General features: G+C 68.7%; 11 protein-coding genes. 9 read left to right on the forward strand and 2 right to left on the reverse strand.

Annotated elements, in window-relative coordinates:
• The first annotated feature begins 155 nt into the window (after positions 1-155).
• Together J8I35_RS08290 and J8I35_RS08295 are read left to right on the forward strand one after the other, a co-directional pair.
• A complete protein-coding gene (locus tag J8I35_RS08290) occupies positions 156-1,211 on the forward strand; it encodes a LacI family DNA-binding transcriptional regulator (RefSeq protein WP_124556578.1) in 1,056 nt (351 codons plus the stop codon).
• Positions 1,212-1,353: 142 nt separating this feature from the next.
• Complete coding sequence (locus J8I35_RS08295; protein WP_089489920.1) at positions 1,354-2,061, forward strand: TetR/AcrR family transcriptional regulator; 708 nt, start codon at positions 1,354-1,356, stop codon at positions 2,059-2,061.
• A 43-nt stretch (positions 2,062-2,104) separates the two neighbouring features.
• Here the strand turns inward: J8I35_RS08295 and J8I35_RS08300 are convergent, their stop codons facing one another.
• Positions 2,105-2,746 (reverse strand): GntR family transcriptional regulator, encoded by a 642-nt coding sequence (locus J8I35_RS08300; RefSeq protein ID WP_209924974.1) that lies wholly within the window; start codon positions 2,744-2,746, stop codon positions 2,105-2,107.
• A gap of 140 nt (positions 2,747-2,886) precedes the next feature.
• Here J8I35_RS08300 and J8I35_RS08305 point away from each other — a divergent pair, with 140 nt between their 5' ends.
• Positions 2,887-3,363: an OsmC family protein gene (locus tag J8I35_RS08305; RefSeq protein WP_050013435.1), complete on the forward strand. Its 477-nt coding sequence runs from the start codon at positions 2,887-2,889 to the stop codon at positions 3,361-3,363.
• Between the two features lie 18 nt (positions 3,364-3,381).
• Here the strand turns inward: J8I35_RS08305 and J8I35_RS08310 are convergent, their stop codons facing one another.
• The gene (locus J8I35_RS08310) at positions 3,382-4,332 is read right to left on the reverse strand and encodes a LysR substrate-binding domain-containing protein (RefSeq protein WP_050013434.1); all 951 of its coding nucleotides are present in this window, start codon (positions 4,330-4,332) and stop codon (positions 3,382-3,384) included.
• A gap of 114 nt (positions 4,333-4,446) precedes the next feature.
• Between J8I35_RS08310 and J8I35_RS08315 the strand changes: the two genes are divergently transcribed.
• The 6 genes from J8I35_RS08315 (at position 4,447) to araG (ending at position 12,253) form a co-directional block, all read left to right on the forward strand.
• Positions 4,447-6,198: an IlvD/Edd family dehydratase gene (locus tag J8I35_RS08315; protein ID WP_089489919.1), complete on the forward strand. Its 1,752-nt coding sequence runs from the start codon at positions 4,447-4,449 to the stop codon at positions 6,196-6,198.
• An 82-nt stretch (positions 6,199-6,280) separates the two neighbouring features.
• Positions 6,281-7,639 carry an MFS transporter gene (locus J8I35_RS08320; RefSeq protein ID WP_124639023.1) on the forward strand — a complete coding sequence of 453 codons (1,359 nt, stop codon included), beginning with the start codon at positions 6,281-6,283 and terminating at the stop codon, positions 7,637-7,639.
• Between the two features lie 49 nt (positions 7,640-7,688).
• Positions 7,689-8,618, forward strand: a complete 930-nt coding sequence (locus J8I35_RS08325; protein ID WP_209924975.1) for a dihydrodipicolinate synthase family protein — start codon at positions 7,689-7,691, stop codon at positions 8,616-8,618.
• Positions 8,619-8,643: 25 nt separating this feature from the next.
• Entirely contained in the window at positions 8,644-9,573 is a 930-nt protein-coding gene (locus tag J8I35_RS08330; protein ID WP_050013430.1) for a Gfo/Idh/MocA family oxidoreductase, read from the forward strand.
• A 97-nt stretch (positions 9,574-9,670) separates the two neighbouring features.
• On the forward strand, positions 9,671-10,684 hold the full coding sequence (locus tag J8I35_RS08335; protein ID WP_050013429.1) for an arabinose ABC transporter substrate-binding protein: 1,014 nt from the start codon (positions 9,671-9,673) through the stop codon (positions 10,682-10,684).
• A gap of 21 nt (positions 10,685-10,705) precedes the next feature.
• Positions 10,706-12,253, forward strand: coding sequence for an L-arabinose ABC transporter ATP-binding protein AraG (gene araG, locus J8I35_RS08340; protein ID WP_209924976.1), 1,548 nt, complete (start codon positions 10,706-10,708; stop codon positions 12,251-12,253).
• Positions 12,254-12,279 lie beyond the last annotated feature (26 nt).

A 12,279-nucleotide genomic window follows, 5' to 3' on the forward strand; every position in this document is an offset into this window, starting at 1 on the left:
CTTGATTAAGCGCTTAATCATCGCGATCAAAAAAAGGGGCGATGCGATCGCGGCCGAGTCGCGCCCGTTGGCGGGCGGCAAGGTGTGCGGCGATAGTGCGCCGCTTCGGTAAGCGAAGCAAATACTGGATCGACGTCTCATATAGTGGGCAAGCGATGGCAACACTGGATGAAGTGGCGCGCCGCGCCGGCGTGACGGCCGCGACGGTGTCGAACGTGCTGCGCGACCGCGGCCGGGTGGGCGACGCGACGCGCGCGCGGGTGCTCGAAGCGGTCGACGCGCTCGGCTATCGGCCGCATCTCGCCGCGCGGGCGCTGGCGGAAGGGCGCGCGCCGACGGTCGCGCTGATGGTATCGAGCATCGCGAACCCGTTCTATCCGGAGTTCGCGCTCGCGGTCGAGCGCGCGGTGCGCCGCAACGGGCAGTTCCTGATCGTCTGCAACACGAACGAAGATCCGTTGCAGGGGCGAGCGTATCTCGACCAGATCGCCGGCACGGTCTCCGAAGGGATTCTCGTGACCAACGCGAACCTGCATCTGCCGGATCTGCTCGACGTCGCGCGGCGCGGTGTGCCGGTCGTGCTGTGCCTGTGGGAGCGGCCCGAGGCGCCGCCCGACGGGCTGCCATGCGTGGCGATCGATTTCCGCGAGGCGGGGCGGATCGCGACGCGGCATCTGCTCGAACTCGGCCATCGCGAGATCGGCGTGATCGTCGGCGGGTCGGCAAACGGCGTGCAGGCCGCGCGCTACGACGGCTGCGTCGACGTGATGCGCGAAGCCGGGCTGGACGCGTCGCGCGTCGGCGCCGGGCACGATTCGATCGAGGGCGGCGTGCGCGCGGCCGGGCAGTTGCTCGATGCGCATCCCGAGCTGACCGCGCTCGTCGCGACCAACGACCTGCCGGCGATCGGCGCGATGCACGCGGCGGCCGATCGCGGCCGGCGCGTGCCCGACGATCTGTCGATCGTCGGCATCACCGACATCCATCTCGCCCGCGACACGCGGCCCACGCTGACGACCGTCGCGATCCCGACCGCCGAGGCGGCCGGCATCGCGGTCGAATTGCTCAATACGCTGCGCGAGGCGGGCGGGCAGGGTGACGACGCATCGCGCGTGCGGGTCGCGTCACCGCCGACGCTGGCGGTGCGCGGTACGACGGGGCCGGTGCACGGCCGCGCACCGCACCGTGCCGGGCGGTCGCACCGCACGTAAGGCCGCGAACCGGCCAGGTGGCGGCGCGAGGTTCGTTGGTAGAATTCGCATCCGTGGACAGCCGCCGGCAGCGACCCAGCCAGCCGGCGGCTACGCCAGACCGCCGACCCGCGCCCGCTTCGGCGCTCGATCCAATACGTGAATGAAGAAAACCGTCAAGACAGGTACGGCACCGGCTTCCGGCACGGCGCGCGCACGCCGGCCCACGCAGGCGGAGCGCAGCCAGGCGACGCGTGAGCGCGTCATTGCCGCCGCGATATCGCTGCTGCACAGGGAAGGCTATTCTGGCGCGACGACGCTCGCGATCCGGCGCGAGGCCGACGTCAGCATGGGCGCCATGCAGCACCAGTTTCCGACCAAGGCGGAATTGATGGCCGCGGTGCAGGAACGGCTCACCGGCGATCGCTTCGCGCAGTTCGAACGCGCGGCGCGCAGCGCCACGACGCCGCTCGAGCGGATCGACCGGATGCTCGATGTCGCGGGCGTGCTCATCGGCACGCCGCTATTCGCCGCCAGCATGGAGATCCAGTTGGCGCGGCGCGCCGACAAGGAGCTCGACGAGGCGGTGACGCGTATCCTCAGGCCGTTCGGCGAGGGGTTTCGCGCATTGATGGACGATGCCGTCGCGGGTTTCGATCGTGCGATTGCGCTCAAGATCACGCAATTGCAGTTACTGGCCGGATCGATGATCCGCGGGTTGACCATCGATGTCGTGACGGGCAGTGACCCTGCCGTGGCGCGGGCCGCATTCGCGCTCTGGCGTGAAATCGCGCTGCGGCACATCACGGACATGGCGCAATCTCCTGCGCCGGCGCCCACGAAAACCGGCAAGCGCCGCGCTTCACGCTGATATCCCGCTGACGATGTGGGCCGCGCGCATCGTCGCGCCGGCCTCAACCACCTTCGACGAGCCGCAGCACGATGCGTCGCGCCGAATCGAGATGCGCGACGGTCATCGCGCGTGCCGCCCGCGCATTGCGTTCGCGACATGCCTGCAGAATCTCTTCGTGATCGACCTGGAACGACGGCGTATCCGCGAGCAGCGTGGCCTGCAGGCGCTCGTAACGTTCGACCTGGCTGCGCAGCTCCGCGATCGACTTCAACTGCCGCGCGTTGCCGCAGCACGCATACAGCAACGCGTGGAATTCGCGGTTCAGCTCGCCTTGCCGGCGCGGCGCCGTTGCATCGCCGAGCAGCCGATGCACGAGTTCGGCGCGCGCGAGCGTCTCGTCGTCGAGCCGCTTCACGCTGCGGTAGATCGCATCGCCTTCGAGCAGCACGCGCAAATCGTAGATTTCCTGCACGTCGGACGCGCTCAGCATCCGCACGACCGCGCCGCGATTCCTGAAGATATCGAGCAAGCCTTCGCGTTCGAGCCGCTGGATCGCTTCGCGCATCGGAATTCGGCTGATGCCGAACCGTTCGGCCAGGTCGCGCTCGACGAGCCGCTCGCCGGCCGCCAGCTCGCCGTTGATGATCATGTCGCGCAGCGACGCGGCGACCGCGTCGGCGGTGGAGTCAAGTTTGGCTTCCATGCCTGCGTGTTCCGTTATTTTGGAATAATGGTATACCAAACGACGATCCGGTGCCAGAATGGCGATCACCGGCGGGCTTCACGTAACGGCGTCCGGCCCGTTCGGACCGGTCAAGACAACCGACATCAATGGAGAGCGAGATGGCATCGGGTGAACATCACTATCGCGTCGCAGTGGAGTGGACGGGCAATCGCGGCACCGGCACGTCGGGGTATCGCGAGTACGGCCGCGATCACGTGATCCGCGCCGGTTCGAAGCCGGATATCCCCGGTTCGTCGGACCCGGCGTTCCGCGGCGACGCGGCGCGCTGGAACCCCGAAGACCTGCTGCTCGCGTCGGCGTCGGCATGCCACAAGCTCTGGTATCTGCATCTGTGCGCGGAGGCCGGCATCCGCGTACTGGCCTACGTCGACCACGCGGAAGGCATGATGGTCGACGGCGCCGGAGCGGGCCGCTTCACCGAGATCGTGCTGCGGCCGCAGGTGACGATCCGGGCCGGCGACGATCGCGAACGGGCCGCGCATCTGCATCACGATGCGCATGCGCAGTGCTACATCGCGAATTCGGTCAACTTCCCGATTCGCTGCGAACCGGTGGTCGAGTTTGCCGCGGAGTAGGCAACCGCGGCTGCGCAGTCACGGCGCGACGCCGTAAACCTCCCGCGCCGCGGCCCGAATCGCATCGACCATCACCGCGACGGCCGGCGAATGCAGCCGGTCGGTGCGCGTGATGAGCCCGAAATCGTCCATCCGGCAATCCATCTCCAGCGGCAGCACCGTGACGATGCCGTGCCGCGCGTAGTAGTGCGCGACGTCCTCGGCGAGCACCGCGATCATGTCGCTCTGCTCGATCAATTGCGTGATGAACAGCAGCGCGGCCGTCTCGACGACGTTCGCCGGCGGCGCGAGGCTCGCGCGCTGGAACACGAGCTCGAAGCGGTGACGCAGCACGCTGCCGGCCGGCGGCACGACCCACGCGGCGCGCTGCACGTCCGCGAGCGACAGCGGCGCCTGCGCGAGCAGCGGGTGGCCGGGCCGCACGACGGCGGCCACCGACTCGCCGGTCAGCGGTTCGTAGCGCAGGCGCAGCTTGTCGTGTTCGGCGGACAGCCGGCCGAGCACGATGTCGATCTTTTCCTGTGCGAGGTGTTCGAGCAGCACGTTGCTGGTGTCGATCTCGACCGACACGTGCAGGCCCGCATGCGTGCCCTTCACCGCGGCGACGGCCGGCGGCACGAGCCGCAGGCCCGGCGACGTGATCGCCCCCACGGCGACGTGGCCGAGATGGCCGGCCTTTAGCGCGGCCAGCTCCTCGCGCGCCTGGTCGAGGCTGCCGAGCGCCGCGCGCGCGTGGCGGATCAGCGCGTCGCCGTACAGCGTCGGCCGCATCCCGCGCGGCAGGCGCTCGAACAGCACCGCGCCGATCGATTCCTCGAGTTCGCGCAGCAGCTTCGACGCGGCCGGCTGCGTCATGTTCAGCGCGGCCGCCGCGCGGTGAATGCTGCCTTCGTCGGCGAGCGCGACGAGCAGCAGCAACTGGCGCGTCTTCAGGCGGGCGCGGTTTCCCCACGGGCTGGCTTCGGTCATCGTACGGGTTTATATCGATATCTGAATCGATATCGTAATCGCCTAAATCGTCATTAGCCAGTTATCAAAATTCTGCCTAGACTGCGCCGGTATCCCGTCACCACAGGACTGACGATGTCGGCAACAAAACCCAGGCTGCGCTCCGCTCAATGGTTCGGCACGAACGACAAGAACGGCTTCATGTACCGAAGCTGGATGAAGAACCAGGGCATTCCCGATCACGAATTCGACGGCCGGCCGATCATCGGCATCTGCAACACGTGGTCCGAACTGACGCCGTGCAACGCGCACTTTCGCAAGCTCGCCGAGCACGTGAAGCGCGGAATCTCGGAAGCGGGCGGCTTTCCGGTCGAATTCCCGGTGTTCTCGAACGGTGAATCGAACCTGCGCCCGTCCGCGATGCTCACGCGCAATCTTGCGTCGATGGACGTCGAGGAAGCGATCCGCGGCAATCCGATCGACGCGGTCGTGCTGCTCGCCGGCTGCGACAAGACGACGCCCGCGCTGCTGATGGGCGCGGCGAGCTGCGACGTGCCGGCGATCGTCGTGTCGGGCGGCCCGATGCTGAACGGCAAGCTCGAGGGCAAGAACATCGGTTCGGGCACGGCCGTGTGGCAGCTGCACGAAGCGCTGAAGGCCGGCGAGATCGACGTGCATCACTTCCTGTCGGCCGAAGCCGGGATGTCGCGCTCGGCCGGCACCTGCAACACGATGGGCACCGCGTCGACGATGGCGTGCATGGCCGAGGCGCTCGGCGTCGCGCTGCCGCACAACGCGGCGATTCCGGCCGTCGATTCGCGCCGCTACGTGCTCGCGCACATGTCGGGTATCCGGATCGTCGAGATGGCGCTCGAAGGGCTCGTGCTGTCGAAGATCCTGACGCGCGCGGCGTTCGAGAACGCGATCCGCGCGAACGCGGCGATCGGCGGTTCGACCAATGCGGTGATTCACCTGAAGGCGATCGCCGGCCGCATCGGCGTGCCGCTCGAACTGGAAGACTGGATGCGCATCGGCCGCGACACGCCGACGATCGTCGACCTGATGCCGTCGGGGCGCTTCCTGATGGAAGAGTTCTATTACGCGGGCGGCCTGCCGGCCGTGCTGCGCCGGCTCGGCGAAGGCGGGCTGCTGCCGCACCCGGATGCGCTGACCGTGAACGGCAAGTCGCTGTGGGACAACGTGCGCGAAGCGCCGAACTACGACGATGAAGTGATCCGTCCGCTCGACCGGCCGCTGATCGCGGACGGCGGGATCTGCATCCTGCGCGGCAATCTCGCGCCGCGCGGCGCGGTGCTGAAACCGTCGGCGGCGAGCCCCGAACTGCTGAAGCATCGCGGCCGCGCGGTGGTGTTCGAGAACCTCGACCACTACAAGGCGACGATCAACGACGAAGCGCTCGACATCGACGCGAGCTCGGTGATGGTGCTGAAGAATTGCGGGCCGCGCGGTTATCCGGGCATGGCCGAGGTCGGCAACATGGGGCTGCCGCCGAAGCTGCTGCGCCAGGGCGTGAAGGACATGGTGCGGATTTCCGATGCGCGGATGAGCGGCACCGCGTACGGCACGGTCGTGCTGCACGTCGCGCCGGAAGCCGCGGCCGGTGGGCCGCTTGCTGCCGTGCGCAACGGCGACTGGATCGAACTCGACTGCGAGGCCGGCACGCTGCATCTGGACATTACGGACGAGGAGCTGCAGCGCCGCCTGTCGGACGTCGATCCGACCGCGGCGCCGGGCGTGGCCGGGCAGCTCGGCAAGGGCGGTTACGCACGGCTGTATATCGATCACGTGCTGCAGGCCGACGAGGGGTGCGACCTCGACTTCCTGGTCGGCATGCGCGGCGCGGACGTGCCGAGCCATTCGCATTGAGTGGCGGGCGGTGACAGCCGATTGTGCAGAGATACGGCCCGCGTAAGCGCTGAAGCGCTAACGTGGGCCGACAGGAGACAAGATGACGACGCAGTACACGCCCGCGCAGGCCGCGGCGGAACAGTCCGATTCGCCGGCAGCCGTCGACGAACGGCAACTGACCCGCCTGCTCACGCGCAAGCTGGTGCCGTTCCTCGCGCTGATCTACGTGGTCGCGTACGTCGACCGTACCGTCGTCGGCTTCGCGAAGCTCCACATGAACGCGGCGATCGGCCTCGGCGACGCCGCGTACGGGCTCGGCGCCGGACTGTTCTTCATCGGCTACTTCCTGTGCGAGGTGCCGAGCAACCTCGCGCTCGGCCGCTTCGGCGCACGCGTGTGGTTCGCGCGCATCCTCGCGACGTGGGGCGTGATCACGATGGCGATGGCGCTCGTGCAGGGGCCGACCAGCTTCTACATGCTGCGCTTCCTGCTCGGCGCGGCCGAAGCCGGCCTCTATCCCGGCATCCTGTACTTCCTCACGCAATGGTTCCCGATGCGGGATCGCGCCCGCGTGATCGGCCTGCTCGTGCTCGCGCAGCCGCTCGCCGGTATCGTCACCGGGCCGCTCGCCGGATGGCTGCTGTCGACGCACGGGTGGTTCGGCCTGTCGGACTGGCAGACACTGTTCGTCGTCAGCGGCTTGCCGGCCGTGCTGCTCGCATGGCCGACGCTGCGGCTGTTGCCCGAATCGCCCGCGCATGCGCGCTGGCTGAACGACGACGAACGCCGCTGGATCGCGCGGCAGCTCGCCGCCGACCGCGACACGTATCGCCCCGATTCGCACGGCAATCCGCTCGCCGCGTTGCGCGACCGCCGCGTGCTGCTGCTCGCCGCGCTGTTCCTGCCGTTCCCGCTGTGCATCTACGGGCTGTCGCTGTGGCTGCCGACGATCATCCACGCGTTCGGCGCCGGCGATGCGACGACCGGCCTGCTGTCCGCCGTGCCCTACCTGTTCGCGGTGGTCGGCCTGCTCGTCGTGCCGCGCCATTCGGATCGCAAGCGCGAGCGCTACTGGCACATCGTCGTCGTGTCGGCGGCCGCCGCCGTGACGATGGCCGCGAGCGCGTGGGTGCGGCAGCCGGCGCTGCAATTCATGTTCATCTGCCTGACCGCGTTCTCGCTCTATTCGATCCAGGCCGTCGTGTGGGCGCTGCCCGGCGAATTCCTGGCCGGCACGAGCGCCGCGGTCGGCATCGCCGCGATCAATTCGCTCGCGAATCTCGGCGGCTACGTCGGGCCGTACGGGATCGGGCTGATCAAGGCATCGACCGGCAGCCTCGCGGCCGGCCTGTACTTTCTCGCGGCGACGCTGCTGTTCGCGGTGCTGATGACGTTCGTGGTCCGGGCCGCGCTGCGCGCGCCCGAGCCGGCCGCGGGCGCATTCGCCCGCGAATCCTGAACGCCTTGTTTTCCGGCTGAACGCCGCTTCGACTGACGCAGGACCCACCATGACATCGAGCAGCACACCGCGCTATCGCGGCATCTTCCCCGTCGTTCCGACGACGTTTTCCGACACCGGCGAGCTCGACCTCGCGAGCCAGAAGCGCGCGGTCGACTTCATGATCGACGCCGGCTCGGACGGGCTGTGCATCCTCGCGAACTTCTCCGAGCAGTTCGCGATCACCGACGACGAACGCGACGTGCTCACGTGCACGATCCTCGAACACGTCGCCGGCCGCGTGCCGGTGATCGTCACGACGTCGCACTACAGCACGCAGGTCTGCGCGGCGCGCAGCCTGCGCGCGCAGCAGCTCGGCGCGGCGATGGTGATGGCGATGCCGCCGTATCACGGCGCGACGTTTCGCGTGCCGGAAGCGCAGATCTTCGATTTCTTCGCGCGCGTGTCCGATGCGATCGACATCCCGATCATGATCCAGGACGCGCCGGCGAGCGGCACGCCGCTGTCCGCGCCGTTCCTCGCGCGGATGGCCCGCGAGATCGAGCAGGTCGCGTACTTCAAGATCGAGACGCCGGGTGCGGCGCACAAGCTGCGCGAGCTGATCCGGCTCGGCGGCGACGCGATCGAGGGGCCGTGGGACGGCGAGGAGGCGATCACGCTGCTCGCCGACCTCCATGCGGGCGCGACCGGCGCGATGACGGGCGGCGGCTTCCCGGACGGTATCCGGCCGATCCTCGAAGCATGGCGCGACGGGCGCCACGACGATGCGTTCGCGCATTACCAGACGTGGCTGCCGCTGATCAATCACGAGAACCGCCAGTCCGGGATCCTCACCGCGAAGGCGCTGATGCGCGCGGGCGGCGTGATCGCATGCGAGCGGCCGCGGCATCCGATGCCGGAACTGCACCCGGACACGCGCGCGGAATTGCTCGCGATCGCGCGCCGGCTCGATCCGCTCGTGCTGCGCTGGGCGCGCTGAGCGATTCGCGAAGGAGAGACGCACGATGAGCCATCCAATTTCGCTGGGTGTCGTCGGGATCGGCAAGATCGCCCGCGACCAGCATTTGCCGGCGATCGCCGCCGAACCGGGCTTCGCGCTGACTGCCTGCGCGAGCCGTCACGCGGAAGTCAACGGCGTGCGCAATTATCCGGATCTGAACGCGCTGCTGGCCGCCGAGCCCGAGCTCGACGCGGTGTCGCTGTGCGCGCCGCCGCAGGTGCGCTACGCGCAGGCGCGCGCGGCGCTCGAAGCCGGCAAGCACGTGATGCTCGAGAAGCCGCCGGGCGCGACGCTCGGCGAAGTGGCGGCGCTGGACGCGCTGGCCCGCGAGCGTGGCCTCACGTTGTTTGCGACCTGGCATTCGCGCTGCGCGAGCGCGGTCGAGCCGGCGCGTGCATGGCTCGCGCAACGCACGATCCGCGCGGTGCAGGTGCGCTGGAAGGAAGACGTGCGGCGCTGGCATCCGGGGCAGCAGTGGATCTGGGAGCCGGGCGGCCTCGGCGTGTTCGATCCGGGCATCAACGCGCTGTCGATCGTCACGCGGATCCTGCCGCGCGAGCTGGTGCTGCGCGAGGCGACGCTGATCGTACCGAGCGACGCGCAGATGCCGATCGCGGCCGAACTCGATTGCGCGGATACCGACGGCGTACCGGTGCGCGCGGAATTCGACTGGCGGCACGGCCCGGTCGAGCAATGGGAGATCGCGGTCGACACGGCCGACGGCGTGCTCGCGATCAGCCGCGGCGGCGCGCAATTGTCGATCGCGGGCGAGCCGGTCGAGATCGGGCCGGAGCGCGAATACCCGGCGCTGTATGCGCATTTCCACGCGTTGATCGCGCGTGGAGAAAGCGACGTCGACGTGCGGCCGCTGCGGCTCGTCGCCGATGCCTTCCTGTTCGGCCGGCGCGTGCAGACCGACGCGTTCGGCCGCTGAACCTGCGTGCGCTTCGCCATGAAGCATGAAGCGCACGCGACGATTGATTGATATTTCGACACGCATCACGGCATCAGCCGATACCAAGGAGACACCCATGAACCGCACGACTCACACGATCCGTCGACACACCCTGCGCGCGCTGCTGGCCGCGCTTTGCATCGCGCCGCTCGGGATGACGGGCGCCGCGCATGCCGATGCGCCGCTGAAGATCGGCTTCCTCGTGAAGATGCCGGAGCAGGCGTGGTTCATCAACGAGCAGAATGCGGCATCCGCGCTCGGCCAGAAGGAGAACTTCTCGGTCGTGAAGATCGGCACGCCCGACGGCGAGAAGGTGCTGGCCGCGATCGACAACCTCGGCTCGCAAGGCGCGCAGGGCTTCGTGATCTGCGCGCCGGACGTGCGCCTCGGACCGGCGATCGCGTCGCGCGCGAAGCGCTACAACATGAAGTTCGTGACCGTCGACGACCAGCTCGTCGATTCGAGCGGCAAGCCGCTGCCGAACGTGCCGCACCTCGGGATGTCGGCGACCAAGATCGGCAACCAGGTCGGCCAGGCGATCGCCGACGAGATGAAGCGGCGCGGCTGGAAGCCCGAGGAAGTCGGCGCGCTGCGCATCACGAACTACGAGCTGCCGACCGCGAAGCTGCGCACCGACGGCGCGACGCAGGCGCTGCTCGCGAACGGCTTCCGCAAGGAGAATATCTTCGACGCGCCGCAGAAGACGACCGACGACGAAGGCGGCTTCAGCGCGGCGGCGCCGGTGCTCGCGCGCCATCCGAACGTGAAGAAATGGGTGGTCTACGCGCTGAACGAGGAAACCGTGCTCGGCGCGGTGCGCGCGACCGAACAGCTGCACATCCCGGCGGCCGACGTGATCGGCGTCGGCATCAACGGCGCGGGCGAGGCGTTCGCCGAGTTCCAGAAGAAGGAGCCGACCGGCTTCTACGGGACGATCGCGGTCAGCTCGACGAACCACGGCAAGGACAGCACGCAGAACCTCGTCGACTGGATCCGCAACGGCAAGACGCCGCCGGCCGACACGCAGACGAGCGGCAAGCTGATGACGCGCGCGAACTGGCAGGCCGTGCGCGCCGAACTCGGTATCTGAGCGGGGCGAGGCGAGAACGCGATGACGATGCAGACGATGACGGCCGCGTCCGGCCACGACGCCGAAGCGGGTACGCCGCCGGACGGCCCGCTGCTCGCGCTCGACGGCATCACCGTGACGTTTCCGGGCGTGCGTGCGCTCGACGCGGTGTCGCTGTCGGTGCGCGCGGGCGAAGTGCACGGGCTGATGGGCGAGAACGGCGCGGGGAAATCGACGCTGCTGAAGGTGCTGTCCGGCGTGAACCAGCCGCAGGCCGGCACGCTGACGCTGAACGGCACGGCGCAGCGCTTCGCGTCGACGCGCGCGGCACTCGAGGCCGGCATCGCGATCATCTACCAGGAGCTGCATCTGGTGCCCGAGCTGACGGTCGCGGAAAACCTGATGCTCGGGCAATTGCCGAGCCGGCTCGGCGTGGTCGACGAACGTGCGCTCGCCGCGCGCGCCCTCGATGCGCTGGAGCGGCTCGGCGAGCACATCGATCCGGGCATCCCGGTGAAGTATTTGTCGATCGGCCAGCGCCAGATGATCGAGATCGGCAAGGCGCTGATGCGCGATGCGCGCGTGATCGCGTTCGACGAACCGACCAGTTCGCTGTCCGCACGCGAAACCACGCAACTGTTCCGGATCATCCGCGCGCTGCGCGCGGAAGGCCGCGCGATCATCTACGTCACGCACCGGATGGAGGAAGTGTACGAGCTGTGCGACCGCGTGACGGTGTTTCGCGACGGCCGCCGCATCGACACGTTCGATTCCGTCGCCGATCTCGACCGCGACCGGCTGATCGGCTGCATGGTCGGCCGTTCGATCGAGGACGTGTACGGCTACCGGCCGCGCCCGGCCGGCGACGTGCTGATCGAAGCGAAGGGGCTGGCGGGGCCGGGGCTGGCCGAGCCCGTGTCGTTCACCGCGCGGCGCGGCGAGATCGTCGGCTTCTTCGGGCTCGTCGGCGCGGGCCGTTCCGAGCTGATGAAGCTGCTGTACGGCGCGGTGCGGCCGACCGCCGGCCACGTCGAGCTGAACGGCAAGCGGGTGGCGTTCGGCAGCCCGCGCGACGCGGTGCGTGCCGGCATCGCGCTGTGCCCGGAAGACCGTAAGCAGGAAGGCATCGTCGCGATCGCGTCGGTGGCCGACAACCTCAACATCAGCGCGCGCCGTCATTTCAGCCCGGCGCGCGTGCTGCTCGACGGGCGGCGCGAACGCGAGCTCGCGCAGAAATACATCGAGCGCCTCGCGATCAAGACCCGCGACGGCGAAACGCCGATCGGCGCGCTGTCGGGCGGCAACCAGCAGAAGGTCGTCCTCGCGCGCTGGCTGGCCGAGCGCATCGACGTGTTCCTGATGGACGAGCCGACGCGCGGCATCGACGTCGGTGCGCGCGCCGAAATCTACAACCTGTTCTACGAACTCGCGGAAGCGGGCCGTACGGTGATCCTCGTGTCGAGCGATCTGGCCGAGGTGATCGGCGTGTCGGACCGCATCGTCGTGATGAAGGAAGGACGGATCGCGGGCGAGGTCGCAAAGGCGCAGGCGACGCCCGATGCGCTGATCAAGCTCGCGCTGCCGCGCTAGCGGCCCGCAGTCAAACTGGAAAGCAA

It is taken from the genome of Burkholderia sp. CpTa8-5, assembly GCF_017815045.1.
GTDB lineage: Bacteria > Pseudomonadota > Gammaproteobacteria > Burkholderiales > Burkholderiaceae > Burkholderia > Burkholderia sola.